This window comes from Micropepsis pineolensis (assembly GCF_055392125.1).
Window position 1 is genome coordinate 2,061,712 of record NZ_AP042408.1, and the last position, 16,258, is coordinate 2,077,969.

Consider the following 16,258-nt stretch of genomic DNA (forward strand, 5'->3'; position numbering starts at 1 on the left):
GCGTGTTTTTGGTACGGGGTTGTATCAGATCTATCGGCTTCGGCCCCTCACGGGTTTTTTTATTACCCGGTTATGGCAGGTCAGCGCAGTTTATTTCTTGACGGCCCGGAACGGGGCGGTTATGGTCGGCCATCTTCTTTAAGGGTAACAGCATTGCTGATTGAGATCGTACTTATTAGGCCGCTTGACCGACTGGGATAACCCAGCTTTCGGAACAGCGGCTTGTACGAAAAAAGGGGCGGTAACGCCCCTTTCGCTTTTTCAAAATCCCAAAACACCAAAAATCCTAAACGTAAAAATCCGAGGATCGTCCCAAATGGACATGGCAGACAAAAGCGCATCCCAAGCTGAAGGCAAGATGCCAGAGAACCGAATGACTGGCGCACAGATGGTCATTCAAGCCCTCCGGGATCATAACGTTAGCCATATTTTTGGCTATCCGGGCGGGGCGGTACTTCCGATTTATGATGCCCTTTATGCTGCCAACGATATTACCCATGTGCTGGTCCGCCACGAACAGGGCGCAACCCACGCGGCCGAGGGCTATGCCCGCTCCACCGGCAAGCCCGGTGTGGTGCTGGTGACCTCGGGCCCCGGTGCGACCAATGCGGTGACCGGCATTGCCGATGCGCTGCTGGATTCCATTCCGCTGGTGGTGATCACCGGTCAGGTCGCGACACCCCTGATCGGCACCGATGCGTTTCAGGAATGTGATACCGTCGGCGTGACGCGGCCCTGCACCAAGCACAACTGGTTGGTTAAGGATATCAACGACTTACCGCGCATTCTGCATGAGGCGTTTCAGGTTGCCACCACGGGCCGCCCCGGTCCGGTGGTGATTGATCTGCCCAAGGATGTTCAGTTCAATACAGGGCACTATTTCGGTCCGGAAAAGGTCGCCCACCGCACCTATAAGCCGCAGACCGAGCCGGATATGACCGCGATCGCCAGGGCGGTGGAATGGATGGCAACCGCCAAACGCCCGGTGTTCTATACCGGTGGTGGCATCATCAACTCTGGCGAGGTTGCGGTGAAGGCGCTGCGTGAGCTGGTGGCGGCAACGGGCTTTCCGATCACCTCGACGCTGATGGGGTTGGGCTCGTACCCGGCGGCGGGGCCGAACTGGCTCGGCATGGTCGGTATGCACGGCACCTATGAAGCCAACAACGCCATGCATGATTGCGATCTGATGATCTGTCTGGGGGCGCGGTTCGATGACCGGGTCACCGGGCGGCTGTCGGCCTTTGCCCCCTATGCCCGCAAAATCCATCTCGATATCGACGCTTCGCAGATCAACAAGAATGTCCGGGTCGATCTGCCGATTGTTGCCGATGCCGGTAAGGCCATCACCGCGATGGTCAAGCTGTGGAAAGACCAGAAATGTAAGGCCGATCCCCATGCCATGGCCGACTGGTGGCGCAGCATTGATCGCTGGCGCGAAAAACATTGTCTGGGTTTCAAGAATTCCAAAACCACGATCAAGCCGCAGCATGCCATCGACCGGCTGTATGAGCTGACCAAAAGCCACGATACCTACATCACCACCGAGGTCGGGCAGCATCAGATGTGGGCGGCGCAGCGCTATCACTTTGAAGAGCCCAATCGTCTGATGACCTCGGGTGGCCTGGGCACCATGGGCTATGGTCTGCCCGCCGCGCTGGGGGTGCAGATCGCCCATCCTGACAGTCTGGTGATTGATATCGCCGGTGAAGGGTCGGTGCAGATGACCATGCAGGAAATTGTCACGGCCACGCAGTATAATCTGCCGATCAAGATTTTCATCTTAAACAATTCCTATCTCGGCATGGTGCGCCAGTGGCAGCAGTTGATGCATGGCGAGCGTTATTCCCATTCGAGTAACGAGGTGCAGCCCGATTTCGTCAAACTGGCCGAAGCCATGGGGGCGACCGGTTTGCGCGTTGATAAGCCGGAAGATCTCGATGCGGCGATTGAAAAAATGATTGCCGTCAAAGGTCCGGTCATTCTGGACGTTCATGTCGATAAGTTTGAGAATTGCTATCCGATGATCCCCTCGGGCGCGGCCCATAACGAGATGATCCTGTCGGATGCCGACGAAGAAGCCACCGAAGTGAGCGACGAAGGAAAGATCCTGGTCTGATGCTTAAAAACCAAAAAATCGAACGGCATACCATTGCCGTGCTCGTGGATAACGAGGCAGGGGTGCTTGCCCGCGTGGTGGGGCTTTTTTCCGGCCGTGGTTACAACATCGAAAGCCTGACCGTGGCCGAAATCGACCCGGCCTCGCATACCTCGCGTATCACCGTGGTGACTTCGGGCACGCCCGAGGTGCTGGAACAGATCCGCGCCCAGATCGCCCGCATTGTCCCGGTGCACCGGGTGATCGACTGGACACTGGATAAGCCCGGCGTCGAGCGCGAAATGGCGCTGATCAAGGTGGCCGGCACTGGCGAGAAGCGGGTGGAGGCGTTGCGCATTGCCGATTCCTTCCGTGCCCGCCCGGTTGATACCACCCACACCAGTTTTGTGTTCGAGATCACCGGTTCGCCGAACAAGCTGGACAGCTTTGTCGATCTGATGCGGCCGCTGGGGCTGGTCGAGGTTTCGCGCACCGGTGTTGCCGCCATCTCGCGCGGGCCGGATGCGATGTAACTCTATGAACGTGTTTGGGTAATGGCGCGAGCGAAGGCGTTGCCCTTCGCCATGGTGTGGCAATAAACATCTCGCGAATTGCTGCCTGCCGGAATAAAGTTGCTGCCGACGCCGTGACGGCAACAGAATGTGTATCGAACAAGGAGATATCATGCGTGTTTATTATGATCGGGATGCCGATCTGAACCTGATCAAGAACAAGAAGGTCGCCGTCATCGGCTTTGGCAGCCAGGGCCATGCCCATGCCATGAACATGCGCGATTCCGGGGTTAAGGAAGTGGTCATCGCGGCCCGTCCCGGCAAGTCCGCCAAGAAGGCGGAAGCCGCGGGCTTCAAGGTCATGTCGGTGGCCGATGCGGCCAAGTGGGCCGATGTGATGATGATGGTCACGCCGGACGAATTGCAGGCCGACATCTATAAGGACGAACTGGCCCCCAATATGAAGCAGGGTGCGGCGCTGTTCTTTGCCCACGGCTTCAACATTCATTTCAATCTGATTGTGCCGCGCGCTGATCTCGACATTCTGATGGTCGCGCCCAAGGGCCCCGGCCATACCGTGCGTGGCGAATTCGTCAAGGGTGGCGGCGTGCCGTGCCTGATCGCTGTGGCGCAGGATGCTTCGGGCAATGCCAAGGAACTTGGGTTGGCCTATGCGTCGGCCATCGGCGGCGGTCGTTCGGGCGTGATCGAAACCTCGTTCCGCGAAGAAACCGAAACCGATTTGTTCGGCGAGCAGAACGTGCTGTGCGGCGGCGTTGCCGACCTGATCCGCGCCGGGTTCGAAACCCTGGTCGAAGCCGGTTATGCGCCGGAAATGGCCTATTTCGAATGCCAGCATGAACTGAAGCTGATCGTCGATCTGATCTATGAAGGCGGCATCAGCAACATGAACTATTCGATCTCGAACACCGCGGAATATGGCGAATATGTCTCCGGCCCGCGTATCGTGACCGAAGACACCAAGAAGGCGATGAAGGCGGTGTTGACCGATATTCAGTCCGGCAAGTTTGCCCGCGACTGGGTGCTGGAATGCAAGGCCGGTCAGCCGTCCTTCAAGGCGATGCGCGCCCGCGCCCAGAACCATCAGATCGAGCAGGTTGGTAAGAAGCTGCGCGATATGATGCCCTGGATCGCCAAGAACAAGCTGGTCGATCAGGATAAGAACTGATTTTCCGGCTACGGAAGAAAATCGGCGGGTGGACCAGTTCCGCCCGCCTTTTTCTTGCCTTGTTTGATCGCTTGACTTAAAGGCCCGCAGCCCTGATAAGGGTGCCTGCCTGCTGATCGCGAGGTTGCACGACGCGCCGTTTGGCGCAGTCATCGCAGCAGGCCTGTTTAACCCATCCGTTTATTCCATCCGTGCAAGGGAAACGGCAACACGCTGGTTCCCGTGCGCCTTGAACGCGCGCGTCTTACGGCGTTTAAGGATATTTGTGACTGATACGACTTTTAACGATTTCGGGCTTGGCGAGCCGATCCTGCGTGCATTGGTTAAGGCTGGCTATGAAACGCCGACGCCGATCCAGGCCAGCGCGATTCCGGCGCTGATTCAGGGTCGTGATTTGCTGGGCCTGGCCCAGACCGGTTCGGGCAAGACCGCCGCTTTCTGTTTGCCGCTGATGCAGCGTTTGTGTGCCGCCCATGATGCCCGGACGCCGAAATCGGTCCGTGCGCTGATTTTGGCGCCGACGCGCGAGCTCGCCATCCAGATTGACGATTGCATTCGCACCTATGGTCAGTTCCTTCATCTGCGCCACACTGTGGTTGTTGGTGGGGTGGGGCAGAACCCGCAGATTCAGGCCCTGTCAAAGGGTATCGACATTCTGGTCGCCACGCCGGGCCGCCTGCTTGACCATATGGCACAGGGCAATGTCCGCCTTGATCAGGTCAGCGAGCTGGTGCTCGATGAAGCCGACCGCATGTTCGACATGGGCTTTGTCAAAGACATTCGCCGTATTGTCGCGACCTTGCCGAAAAACCGCCATTCGATGCTGTTTTCCGCCACTATGGCGCCGGACATCGAGGCGCTGGCCCGCGCGCTGCTGCACGATCCGATGCGGATCGACATCACGCCACCCAAGCGCACCGCGGAAAAGATCGCACAGCAGGTGATGTTTGTGCCGACCGCGGAAAAGCGCACCCGTCTGGTCAAACTTTTTGCCGATCCGGCTTTGGAACGCGTGCTGGTGTTCACCCGCACCAAACATGCCGCCAACCGCGTGTCGGAACATCTGGAAAAGGCTGGTATTCCGGCCTCGGCGATTCACGGCAACAAATCGCAGAACGCCCGTCAGAAGGCGCTGGCGACCTTCCGCGCCGGTGAAACCCGCGTGCTGGTGGCGACCGATATTGCCGCCCGTGGTATCGACATTGATGACGTCACCCACGTCATCAATTTTGAACTGCCGAACGAACCGGAAAGCTATGTGCATCGCATTGGCCGCACCGCGCGCGCCGGTCGTGAAGGCATTGCGATTTCGTTGTGTGATGCCACCGAAAATCAGTATCTGCGCGATATTGAACGGCTGACCCGCACCAAGATCATCGTGGCCGATGGCAGCGTGATGGCCGCCGATCAGCCGCCGCCAGCCCGTGGTGGTGTGGCCAACTATGTCCGCTCCAGCAAGCCGGCCGGTGGCAAACCCTTCGGTCATAATGGTCGCGGCAATGGTGGTGGCCATAACGGTGCCGGTAAGCCCAGCCGTGATGGTCAGCCCGCCCGTGTCCGCAGCGATGCGCCTAAGAAAGCCCATCGTGGTCAGGGCCCGCGCCGCAATGGTTCGGCCAGCGCCTGATACGGTTTAGTCTATAAAAAGGGCCGCACATCGTAACCGGTGTGCGGCCTTTTTTGTTTATGGCTTATTGTTTGTCTGTATTAGAGATTTACTACGTCACCATTTCTAGTGTTTAAGATTCGAATGCAGCAAAACAAAAGTTATGGTCGCTACCACTGCCGCCTTCATTTCCTGTTTTTATGTATGCTGTTCCGTCACAAATGCTATTTACTGGGTTTGCATTGTGATACGTTTGAATTTCTTTTGGTATTGAATCGAATGAATTCCAATCACCTGGTATCTCAGAAGAGAAACAGATTGAGTTTTGTGGAATTGTGTTTGATATATCAATACTAAAATAGCCGTTATCTACCCTTTCAACATCTAATTTTGATCCAGAATACATTGTTTTGTCTGAATTTATATCTCTTGCGACAACATTTTTTGTTGCGGCGTCTGTTTCTGCGTTATATGTTTGTAATGGGTCTACAGCAATAAAATTAAAGCCAAGATTATCAGTTTTTTCTCCATTCTTATTTCCGACTTCGATTAGTGCCGCATATCTTGTTGTTGATATTGTAATTGCATTGCATGTTGTTTTGTCATCTTTATTGTTGAGTGATGCGTCTGCAATAACTACTGGTGTATTTTTAAATGGTTTTGAAAAAACTATAATATAACAACCTTCGTCTATTTTAATTACTAGGAAGTCTGTGTATTTTTTATTTATATCTGTAGAGTTAACGTGCCCTACAATAATGTAGTTATTTGAATTATCTTCGTAATTCGTAACTGGTATTGATGATATGCTTGGATCAATTGCAATAATTGAAAAGTTTTTATTACATAAATTACCTTTGCCAGAATCATTTCCAGTAGCTATGCGGCATGAGTTTTTACTAACTGCGAGTACTAAGCAGTTTTGACGCGTATCTTCTCTTGCATTAAAACTATTCCAATTATCACTGTTTTCTTTTGCAAGTATAATAGGTGTGTCACTGAAATCTTGATTAAAATTAATATCATATATTCCGGTCTGAACGAGGCTGCAGCTTAGCATATTACCGTTTTTTACTGTACCATCAGCTTTTATTAGTGCACTAACAATTAAGCTGTTGTTTGTTTCTGTAGACATTTTTTCCTCCAAGTATGAATTATACTTATGTACATATAATTCACACTAAATGGTTGTATCAAGCCATTTCGCTCTTTCGATACAACTTGTGACAAGCGTTACTTTTGCCATTAAATTCTGCAATAATATTACGGATGCTGCTATTTTTTGTGATCATAAATTGCGCAGAGCCTTGAAATGGCGCCTGCTCGGCGTTATGGCATGCGTAATTTGTATCAATCCGGAGAAGTCCTATGCCCGCTTATCGTTCTCGCCTGTCCACCCATGGTCGCAATATGGCGGGGGCCCGCGGGCTGTGGCGTGCCACCGGGGTAAAGGACGGTGATTTCGGCAAGCCGATCATCGCCATTGCCAATTCCTTCACCCAGTTTGTGCCCGGCCATGTCCATCTGAAGGATGTTGGCCAGCTGGTGGCGCGCGAGATCGAGAAGGCGGGCGGCATCGCCAAGGAATTCAACACCATTGCGGTCGATGACGGCATCGCCATGGGCCATGGCGGCATGCTGTATTCGCTGCCGTCACGCGATCTGATTTCCGACAGCGTCGAGTATATGGTCAACGCCCATACGGCGGATGCGCTGGTCTGTATCTCCAATTGCGACAAGATCACCCCCGGCATGATGATGGCGGCGTTGCGCCTTAACATTCCGACCATCTTCGTTTCGGGCGGGCCGATGGAAGCGGGCAAGGTGACCTTGCATGGCAAGGCGCTGTCGGTCGATCTGATCGATGCCATGATCGCGGCGGGCGACGAAAAAGTGTCGGACGCTGATGTTGATGCGCTGGAAAAGAACATCTGCCCGACCTGCGGTTCCTGCTCGGGCATGTTCACCGCCAATTCGATGAACTGCCTGACCGAGGCGTTGGGCCTTTCCCTGCCGGGCAACGGCACGCTGGTGGCCACCCATGCCGACCGCAAAGAACTGTTTCTGGAAGCGGCGCGGCGCATCGTGACGATGACCAAAGCCTATTACGAAAACGACGATGAAACCGTGCTGCCGCGTTCGATTGCGACGTTCGATGCGTTTGAAAATGCCATCATGCTCGACATCGCCATGGGCGGTTCGACCAATACGGTGCTGCATCTGCTCGCCGCCGCCCAGTCGGCCGAGGTGCCGTTTACCATGCATGATATCGACCGGCTGTCGCGCCATGTGCCGCATTTGTGCAAGGTGGCACCGTCGATTTCGACCGTGCATGTCGAGGATGTGCATCGTGCTGGCGGTGTGATGGGGATTTTGGGCGAGCTGGAGGCGGCGGGCCTGCTGCACACCGACACCCGCACCGTGCACAGCGCCACGATGAAAGATGCGCTGGATGCGTGGGACATTATGCGCCAGCCGTCCGACGCGGTGAAAACGCTCTATCGCGCGGGCCCCGGCGGCGTGCGCACCACCGAGGCTTTCAGCCAGGCCAAACGGTTTGACGAACTGGATATGGACCGTGAAACCGGTGCGATCCGTGATCTCGACCATGCCTATTCCAAGGATGGCGGGCTGGCGGTGCTCTACGGCAATCTCGCGGTGGATGGTGCCATCGTGAAGACGGCGGGGGTTGATGCCTCGATCCTGAAATTCACCGGCCCGGCCAAGGTCTATGAAAGTCAGGAGGAAGTCTCGGACGCCATTCTGAACAACAAGGTCGTGGCGGGAGATGTGGTGATTGTGCGCTATGAAGGGCCGCGCGGCGGCCCCGGCATGCAGGAAATGCTCTATCCGACCAGCTATCTGAAATCGCGCGGGCTGGGCAAGAAATGCGCGCTGATCACCGATGGCCGTTTCTCTGGCGGCACCTCGGGGTTGTCCATCGGCCATGTTTCGCCGGAAGCGGCCGAAGGCGGCCTGATCGGTCTGGTGGAGGATGGCGATGTCATCGAGATCGACATCCCAAACCGTGTGCTGAAGCTCAATGTCGCTGAGGATGTGCTCGCCACCCGCCGCAAGAAGATGGAAAGCACCGGCTGGAATCCGAAGTCGCGCAACCGCGTCATCTCGCAGGCCTTGGAGGCTTATGCGCTGATGACCACCTCTGCCGACAAGGGCGCGGTGCGCTCGCTGGAACGGTTTAAGAAATAGCCCGAAGGATTATGCAGAAAAAAAAGCCCCGCGATGGTTTCCCTCGCGGGGCTTTTTGTTGGTCACAATTATTGCGCCGCTTTACTTTTCAGGGTGCGGTCGAAGAATTCCATCACCCGTTCGCTTTCACCGGCTTTCAGCGCCGGGTCGGCCAGCATATGGGTGCCGGGCAGCACGATCTGTTCGTACATCTTGCCCGCCTTGAGCAATGCGCCGGTCAGCTTCATGGTATTCTGGAAATAGACATTGTCGTCGGTTGCACCGCTGACGATCAGCAGCGGAATTTTCAGATCCTTCGCATAGCTCGTCACCGCGCTGGCGCGATAGCCTTGCGGGTTCTCCTGCGGCAGACCCATATACCGCTCGGTGTAATAGGTGTCGTAATCTTCCCATTCCACCGGCGGTGCGCCCGCCACTGCAGCGGCATAAACATCAGGCCGCCGCATCGCCGCGATGGCCGCGAAATAGCCGCCATGCGACCAGCCGATCACACCGGTATGGGCGATGTCCATCTGTGGCACTTTTTCGGCCAGCGCCTTGAGGCCGTCGGCCTGATCTGCCAGCGGCACGTCGATGAAATTGCCCTTGATGGCGCGCAGCCAGTCGCGGCCATGGCCGGGTACGCCGCGATTATCGAGCGTGACCACGATATAACCACGATCCGCCATGCACTGGCGTTCAAACGACTGGCGCGGGCTGGCCAGCACCATTTTCGCCGCCGGGCCGGTATATTCGGACACGATGACCGGATATTTCCTGCTGGCATCGAAATCGCGCGGCCGCACCACCAGCGCATCAAACCCGCGTGCGCCCACGGTCAGATATTCCACGCCCGGAATGAAGGGCGGGGCTTCGGCGGCGCTGGGAACGCGGGCGAGTGTCTTGCCGTCCAGCGTGCGGATGTCGGTGCCGGTGGTGCCGTCGATCAGGTCATAGCTGTGCGCATAAACGCTATGCTGGTCGCCGAATTCGGCACCGTTCAGGCCCCGGTCCGCCGCCAGCGCCACCGGTGTGCCGCCCGTGATGGCAGCGCGGTAAACCCCACGCGAAATCCGTTCGGTTCCGCCCGTGATGACGATGGTGCCGGTGTCTTCGTTGATGTCCTCGATCGCGTCAAAGCGAAATCCCGCCGGGGTTATCGGGCCGATCAGGCTGCCATCGGCGCGATGATGTTCCAGCTGCCAGTCACCCGACCGCTCGCTGGCCCATAGATAGCTGCCATCCTTCAGATAGCGCGGATAGCTGTCGCCCTTGGGTAGCTCGATCCAGGCGGCATCGCGTTCGGTCCATAGCAGTTTGGTCTGACCGGTTTTGGCATCGGCGGCGAGCAGCTTCTGCTCGGTCACCGCGCGGTTCATCACCGACAGGCTCAGCGCCCCGTGTTTGGCCCACACCACCCGGTTCAGATAGGGATAGGCCTTGTTGTCCCACGGCACCCAGACGGTTTTGCCGCCCTTTGCCGCCACAACGCCCAGCCGCACAATGGCGTTGTTGGTGCCGGCGCGCGGATAGCGGAACGCGGCGGGTGGGGCCTCCGGGTGCAGCGGGTCGGCGATATAGTGCATTTCGACCGGCGACAGATCGGCCTCTTCATAGGCGATAAACTGCGAATCCGGCGACCACCAGAAGCCATCGCGGCGGTCCATTTCTTCCTGTGCGGCGAATTCCGCCTCGCCATGGCGCAGGGTTTCGCTCGCCCCATGGGTCACTTGCACCACTTTTGCGGCGGCAAGGTCGATCACAAAAACCTCGCCATCTTTGAGCGCGGCGACCTTTTTGCCATCGGGCGAGAATTTGGGCGCGATCCAGCCTTCGCCGGGCAATTGCTTCGGCTTACCGCTGGCCAGATCAACGGCATAGAGCTTGCCGCTTAATGCCAGCAGCAGGGTTTTGCCGTCATGGGTCAGATCAAAGCCGACAAAGCCGCGCGCGGTGATGCGCATGCGCTCGCGCCGGGCCTTTTCGGCGACGCTTACATGTTCTTCCTGACCGCCCAGCAGCGCAGCGGGGGTAATCAGCTCGCGTTCGGTGCCGGTGGCAATGTCAAAGCGGTAAAGCCGCTGATTAAAATCGCGCGGGCCGCTGCGCAAATAGAGCACCGCTTTGCCATCGGGCAGCGGGGTAACCCGCGTCGGCGCACCCAGCGTGTAATTGCGCGTGGCGGCCAGTTCCTGAAAACAATTTTCTGCGGCGTGTAAGGGCTGCAACAGCATGATTGCTCCGGCAATCAGGGCCAGGACTTTGGCGGACATCAAAAACTCCGTAACGGATTACGCCGGGGCTTCGTCTGCCCCGTTTCGATGCGAGTGTGCTGTCCCCCGCGCCAGAAATCAAATCGGAATATGTGTGTGGGGGGGGGGCTATGAGCCGTTTCCTGCCGTGTAATTATTCGAGGCGTGAAGCCGATAATCGCGGTCTCATTGTGGTCGTCGGGTCAGGGTTAATCCGGCAGGCCAATGTGCGGGATCGGACAAGACGGCGTATTCGTTCTCTCTTGCGTCCGTAACCGCATCGAGACTCTGTAAAACGGAATCAACATGGCCGGGGTGGCACATGATTAGCGCATGCTTATCGAGAGGTTGAGAAAAACGCTCTAGCAGGCGGGCATAATCACTATGCGGAGACAAATTGTACACGCCACGAAAGCTACGGTTACCAGGCCGCCCAAGCCGTCTGCCGGTGCGGGAAAAACGCCATCCTAAAAGGCTGATGACCGATGCTTTGACCGGCGACACACCCCGCCGAGCGATGGACCACAGCGGCTCGTCGCAATATCGTACCCAGCAATCTGGTCGCAAGCGCTCGTTCATTGCTTCGAGGACTATCGGACCAATCCATGGCATTTGATGAACATGTTTATGCCCGTCAACGTAAGACGGTAGCCTGCCAAAAGCCGCAACGAACGCAGTAATCTGACGATGCAATTCATCCCGTATTTCATCTCTTACGACGTGACTGAACTGGGCCTGCCACAATAGTTTCCTTAACGTAGGTAAGCGGCCGGACAGTGCCAGCCGAGGCATCGGGCCCAAAGGTTGCATATCTGTTAGGGTGAGGTGTAGCCCAACTTCAATTCCGTCCGCCAGCGGTATCAGTTTTGCGGCTTCGTCCGGCCAGCTGGCGGAAATCGTCATACAGCTGACGGCACTTAGTCTGGATATCCGAACCAAATCGCGGATTGCAGCCCCGACCCCTGGCGACAGTCCGTAATCATCTGCGCATAAGATCACAGTTTCTATCCTAAATTTAATTGGTTTTTTGTTTTTATGTGTACTGATTAGATATGGCGATGTTCAAGTGGCTAATGACAAAATATACGGAAGCGATATAAGTCTTTAGCTCGTGGAGACTATCTTGGGGAAGATTATGGCTGCCACAGTGACGGTGGATGATTCATGCTGCACGCATCGTGAAGTGGGGGGCGATGCGTTAATTTCAATCGTTATCCCATGCTATAACGAAAGCGCAAATATCGACCCCTTGTTAGGGTGTCTCATTCCGGTACTTGAAGAAACCAGAATGGAATGGGAAATCGTTTTCATCAATGATGGCAGTGAAGATGATACCCTTCTGCGTTTGGTATCAGCCCGCAAAAAAAATCCACGGATTCGGATTATCTCCTTGTCGCGCCGTTTCGGTAAAGAAGTTGCTTTGACCGCCGGGTTGATAAATAGCCAAGGTAATGCGGTTATTCCAATGGACGCAGATCTTCAGCATCCGCCGGAAGTGATACATGATATGCTTGCCAAATGGCGCGCCGGCTACGAGGTCGTTTATGCCGTTCGTCAGCAGCGCCATGAAGGATCTTTGGTAAGGCGCTGGCTGGTTAAGAGTTTTTATTGGTTTTTCGACCGGCTTACAGGGATGCAGTTACCTCATGAAGCCGGCGACTTCCGCTTGATGGATCGTAGTGTCGTTGACATCATTAATCAGATGCCCGAGCGAAATCGATTTATGAAAGGAATCTACGCCTGGGTCGGTTTCCGCCAGACGGGCATTCCTTACGTCCAGGAATCCAGGAGCTTCGGTAAGTCGAAGTGGGGAATAAAACATCTGCTGAATCTGGCGTTTGACGGGCTTACGGCATTTTCAAATATTCCGCTGCGCATAGCCGGTGGTGTAGGCCTTCTGATCGCAGGGGGATCATTTTCTTATATGGTATTCAGATTGGTACGCGCCGCAATCGTCGGCATTGATGTGCCAGGGTATGAATCAACATTGGTGATTATTCTTTTTATGGGCGGCGTTCAGTTAATCACTCTTGGCATTATGGGTGACTATATCGGTCGTGTGTTTGACGAAGTTAAACAGCGGCCGTTATTTATAGTTCGTGAAAAGTACGGGTACGATGACGCTGAGGCAAAGCGATAACTTCTACTTTCGCCTCATGCCAATGGCATTATGTGAGCGTCTCGAAAATAAAATAGTGGCAGGATCGCACAAATCACACTCGTTTTTTTACGTGAGTGCGCGGCTCCCCCCCCCCCCGAACATCTGAGTGTCTTAATGTCTAAACATATCGATTTTTTTCGTAAAAACACCCCGCTGCGGGAGTTCGGAATATTTTTCCTGGTTCTAGCGGCGTTCAGCATAGTAACGGCCGCTTGGTTCCATATTTACATCGGGCATTTATCTACAATGTTGATCGGTCCGCCTGAGGATAATCAACAGGATTTCTGGAACAGCTGGTATGCCGTTATTGCTGCTGACTACAGGCATTTTTTTCAAACCTCGCAGATTCAATTTCCAGAAGGGACCCCTCTGAATTTTCATTCTTTTGCCTATCCGCAAGTGTTTGTTCTGGTGGCGTTAAGCCGCGTATTTGGCACTGACCACGCTACGCTTCTGACAATACAGAATCTGACGCTGCTTTCTTCGTTTCCGCTGACGGGGCTGGCAGGTTTTTATTTGTCGAGGCATTTTACACATAAAAATTGGGCAGCCCTGATTGGGGCCTATATTATTGCCTTTTCTCCCATGCATATTGCGCAAAGCCAGCATCATATAGGCGTAATGCATATCGAATTTATTGTGTTCTTCGTCTTATTCTATCTAAAAAGTTACCAGGGCAGGAATGCCTATTGGCTGCTTGCCGCTATTGGCAGCTATGCGCTGAGTGCGCTCTTCTGCTGGTATTATCTTATTTATTGTGCCTATTTTATTATTTTTCACAGCCTGTACCGCCATTACCGGCAGGGTATACCCTTGCATGGTTGGGAGATCCGTATACCGCTCATTTGTCTGGGAGGGGTATCCCTGATCCTGCTGCCGTTGCTGCTACCAATGCTTTTGCAATCCGGTTCACCCGATACGAGCCTTTGTGGTCATGGCACATTCGTTGCGGATATTGTGGCGCTGTTTTCTTTTCCCCAATATCATTTGTTTGGAGATTGGTTCGGGCAGCTTTATCCCAAAAATACCGCGCGCGCCACAGAGTGCGTTGTTTATCTGGGGTTGATTAATGTTGCGGTATTAACGTGGCTTACCTGGTCGAGATGGCGTTGTAAGGACAGTATTGTAGATTATGTTTTATGGAGTGGTGGGGTGTTTCTTGTCCTGGCAGCGGGTGAAACGCTCCATGCTTTTGGTCATCCACTGATTGTTCCAATGCCTGGTATCGTGCTGTCGCATATTCCATTGTTATCGATTGCCCGTGTGCCCGCACGGCTAATCGTATTCGTCTATATTTTTATGGGTATCGGGGTAGCTCATGCTTTTGTATTGGCGCAGCAGACTTTGCGCGGCCGGTGGGGGATATATCTGCTGTATGGGCTGGCGGGACTTATCGTCCTGGATTTTTGTCCGTCGCATCTGGAAATGACAGATGCCGTTTGTCCGGCTTGGCTTAGCGTCATCGATCAAGATAAAGAAAAAAACTTTGGGATACTCAATCTACCGCATTCCTATGAGGGGGGCGATAACGCGATGCTTTGGGCAACGTGTCATGATCGCCCGATCGTACATGCGGAAGTTTCGCGCTTCATCACGCCGAGCCTAATCGATGTATTAGAAATGCGTGACCTCGAAAAGCAGCACGAACAGTTACGCAAGGCTAACGTCAAGTACATCATTCTGGATAAGCGGGTGGTCTGGAGTAACACGGCACATTTTGGCAAATCCAATAAGTTTAAAACGGATGTGCGTTGGGGGGGGGCATTCCCGTGGGTCAGAATTACCAAAACGCCGATACGGCCACCAGAATCCGCCCCCATGTCTGCGTATATGAAGAATTATTCGGTGATCTACAGTAATGATACTGTAACACTCTTGCGGGTTTGATGTTATGGGCACATTCTGTGCGTTGCCCCGCTCAAATGTTCTTGCTATGTTCGCCCTATGTCAGGCGTGGGTATCATCAAGCTGAGGCCGGGCAAGGGGCAGGACGCCGCTTGTCTCAACTGGCTGTTTCTTGACCTCAACAGCTATTTTGCCTCGGTCGAGCAGCAGCTGGCCCCGCGCCTGCGCGGCAAGCCGATCATCGTCACCCCGGTGGAGTCCGACGCCACCTGTGCCATTGCCGCCTCGTACGAGGCCAAGGCTTTTGGCATCAAAACCGGCACCCGGGTTTACGAGGCCCGACAGATGTGCCCCGGTCTGATCTGCGTTCCGGCCCGCCACAACGTCTATGTCGATTTCCACCACCGCATCATCGACGAAATAGAAAAACACTTACACGTCAACAAGGTATCGTCGATTGATGAAGTGGCGTGCGAGCTGATGGGGCAGGAGCGCCAGACCGAAAACGCCATCGCCATCGCCCGGCGGGTTCAGGCCGACATCCTGAAAAACGTCGGCTGCTGTTTGCGCTCCTCGGTCGGGCTGGCCCCCAGCGTGCTGCTGGCCAAGATCGCCAGCGATATGATGAAGCCCGCCGGGTTGACCGTGCTGGGTGCCGACCGCTTGCCTGAAGCCATTCTGGGGCTGGATCTGATCGATCTGGCGGGCATCGGCAAGAACGTGAAGCTCCGCCTCTATCAGGCTGGAATATTTGATATAAAAAGCTTTTGGGAATTGACCCCGCCCGCGGCGCGGCGGGCCTGGGGCTCGATCAATGGCGAACGCTTCTGGTACGCCCTGCATGGCATCGACCCGCCCGACATTGTGACCGAGACCCAGTCGATCAGCCACAGCCATGTGCTGGGGCCGGAGCTGCGCCATGCACCCACCGCCCACATCGTGGTGCGTAAGCTGACCGCGCGGGCGGCCAGCCGCCTGCGCCGGGCCGGTTACAAGGCCGGGCGGGTTACGGTGTGGCTGAAAACCGAAAGCGGCGAGAAGCGCGAGGCCACCGTCGACATGGCCCATACCGCCGACAGTTTTGCCATTCTGGCCGCGCTGGAATTGGGCTGGGCGCGCATTGTCGCCCCGGACGAGGTGCTGGCCGTGCGTCAGACCGGGCTTTATTTAAGCAATCTGATCGAGACCGACACCATCGCCCCGGATCTGTTCGGCTGGCGCCCGGATGCCGCAGAAAGCCAGAAGCATCTTAAATTGTCGGAAGCGATTGATGCGCTGAACCAGCGCTATGGCCGCGACGCGGTGGCGATCGGTCCGCAGCCCAAATGCATGTCGCCCTATGCCGGGGCCAAAATCGCCTTTAACCGCATCCCCGAGCGCAAAGATTTTTCCTGATCTGTGACCCG

Annotated in this window: 11 protein-coding genes; 8 read left to right on the plus strand and 3 right to left on the minus strand. The window is 55.3% G+C overall.

Annotation, left to right across the window (positions count from 1 at the left end; all coding sequences use genetic code 11):
* Nucleotides 1–373 precede the first annotated feature (373 nt).
* From ACZ5RI_RS09180 to ACZ5RI_RS09195, 4 genes are all read left to right on the plus strand, one after another.
* The gene (locus ACZ5RI_RS09180; RefSeq protein ID WP_464511610.1) at nucleotides 374–2,119 is read left to right on the plus strand and encodes an acetolactate synthase 3 large subunit; all 1,746 of its coding nucleotides are present in this window, start codon (nucleotides 374–376) and stop codon (nucleotides 2,117–2,119) included.
* On the plus strand, nucleotides 2,119–2,631 hold the full coding sequence (ilvN, locus tag ACZ5RI_RS09185) for an acetolactate synthase small subunit (RefSeq protein WP_464511614.1): 513 nt from the start codon (nucleotides 2,119–2,121) through the stop codon (nucleotides 2,629–2,631). The genes ACZ5RI_RS09180 and ilvN overlap by 1 nt, the downstream gene beginning before the upstream one ends.
* Nucleotides 2,632–2,782: 151 nt before the next feature.
* Nucleotides 2,783–3,799, plus strand: coding sequence for a ketol-acid reductoisomerase (ilvC, locus tag ACZ5RI_RS09190; RefSeq protein WP_464511619.1), 1,017 nt, complete (start codon nucleotides 2,783–2,785; stop codon nucleotides 3,797–3,799).
* A gap of 265 nt (nucleotides 3,800–4,064) precedes the next feature.
* Entirely contained in the window at nucleotides 4,065–5,426 is a 1,362-nt protein-coding gene (locus tag ACZ5RI_RS09195) for a DEAD/DEAH box helicase (RefSeq protein WP_464511623.1), read from the plus strand.
* Between the two features lie 112 nt (nucleotides 5,427–5,538).
* Here ACZ5RI_RS09195 and ACZ5RI_RS09200 read toward each other — a convergent pair whose 3' ends face one another.
* Nucleotides 5,539–6,540, minus strand: coding sequence for a hypothetical protein (locus ACZ5RI_RS09200; RefSeq protein WP_464511627.1), 1,002 nt, complete (start codon nucleotides 6,538–6,540; stop codon nucleotides 5,539–5,541).
* 233 nt (nucleotides 6,541–6,773) lie between these two features.
* On the opposite strand from ACZ5RI_RS09200, the gene ilvD reads away from it, so the two are divergent.
* Nucleotides 6,774–8,615, plus strand: coding sequence for a dihydroxy-acid dehydratase (ilvD, locus tag ACZ5RI_RS09205; RefSeq protein WP_464511632.1), 1,842 nt, complete (start codon nucleotides 6,774–6,776; stop codon nucleotides 8,613–8,615).
* 68 nt (nucleotides 8,616–8,683) lie between these two features.
* Here ilvD and ACZ5RI_RS09210 read toward each other — a convergent pair whose 3' ends face one another.
* Entirely contained in the window at nucleotides 8,684–10,867 is a 2,184-nt protein-coding gene (locus tag ACZ5RI_RS09210; protein WP_464511635.1) for a DPP IV N-terminal domain-containing protein, read from the minus strand.
* A gap of 165 nt (nucleotides 10,868–11,032) precedes the next feature.
* Nucleotides 11,033–11,845, minus strand: coding sequence for a ChbG/HpnK family deacetylase (locus ACZ5RI_RS09215; RefSeq protein ID WP_464511639.1), 813 nt, complete (start codon nucleotides 11,843–11,845; stop codon nucleotides 11,033–11,035).
* Nucleotides 11,846–11,981: 136 nt separating this feature from the next.
* On the opposite strand from ACZ5RI_RS09215, the gene ACZ5RI_RS09220 reads away from it, so the two are divergent.
* The 3 genes from ACZ5RI_RS09220 (at nucleotide 11,982) to ACZ5RI_RS09230 (ending at nucleotide 16,247) form a co-directional block, all read left to right on the plus strand.
* Complete coding sequence (locus tag ACZ5RI_RS09220) at nucleotides 11,982–12,986, plus strand: glycosyltransferase family 2 protein (RefSeq protein WP_464511643.1); 1,005 nt, start codon at nucleotides 11,982–11,984, stop codon at nucleotides 12,984–12,986.
* Between the two features lie 135 nt (nucleotides 12,987–13,121).
* Nucleotides 13,122–14,894 carry a DUF6311 domain-containing protein gene (locus ACZ5RI_RS09225; protein ID WP_464511647.1) on the plus strand — a complete coding sequence of 591 codons (1,773 nt, stop codon included), beginning with the start codon at nucleotides 13,122–13,124 and terminating at the stop codon, nucleotides 14,892–14,894.
* Between the two features lie 57 nt (nucleotides 14,895–14,951).
* Nucleotides 14,952–16,247: a Y-family DNA polymerase gene (locus ACZ5RI_RS09230; RefSeq protein ID WP_464511651.1), complete on the plus strand. Its 1,296-nt coding sequence runs from the start codon at nucleotides 14,952–14,954 to the stop codon at nucleotides 16,245–16,247.
* Nucleotides 16,248–16,258: the final 11 nt, after the last annotated feature.

Coding starts and splice junctions, on each gene's coding strand:
- ACZ5RI_RS09200 (WP_464511627.1), bottom strand. CDS start 6,540: ATGTCTACAGAAACAAACAACAGCTTAATTGTTAGTGCACTAATAAAA.
- ACZ5RI_RS09225 (WP_464511647.1), top strand. CDS start 13,122: ATGTCTAAACATATCGATTTTTTTCGTAAAAACACCCCGCTGCGGGAG.
- ilvD (WP_464511632.1), top strand. CDS start 6,774: ATGCCCGCTTATCGTTCTCGCCTGTCCACCCATGGTCGCAATATGGCG.
- ACZ5RI_RS09230 (WP_464511651.1), top strand. CDS start 14,952: ATGTCAGGCGTGGGTATCATCAAGCTGAGGCCGGGCAAGGGGCAGGAC.
- ilvN (WP_464511614.1), top strand. CDS start 2,119: ATGCTTAAAAACCAAAAAATCGAACGGCATACCATTGCCGTGCTCGTG.
- ACZ5RI_RS09210 (WP_464511635.1), bottom strand. CDS start 10,867: ATGTCCGCCAAAGTCCTGGCCCTGATTGCCGGAGCAATCATGCTGTTG.
- ACZ5RI_RS09180 (WP_464511610.1), top strand. CDS start 374: ATGACTGGCGCACAGATGGTCATTCAAGCCCTCCGGGATCATAACGTT.
- ACZ5RI_RS09220 (WP_464511643.1), top strand. CDS start 11,982: ATGGCTGCCACAGTGACGGTGGATGATTCATGCTGCACGCATCGTGAA.
- ilvC (WP_464511619.1), top strand. CDS start 2,783: ATGCGTGTTTATTATGATCGGGATGCCGATCTGAACCTGATCAAGAAC.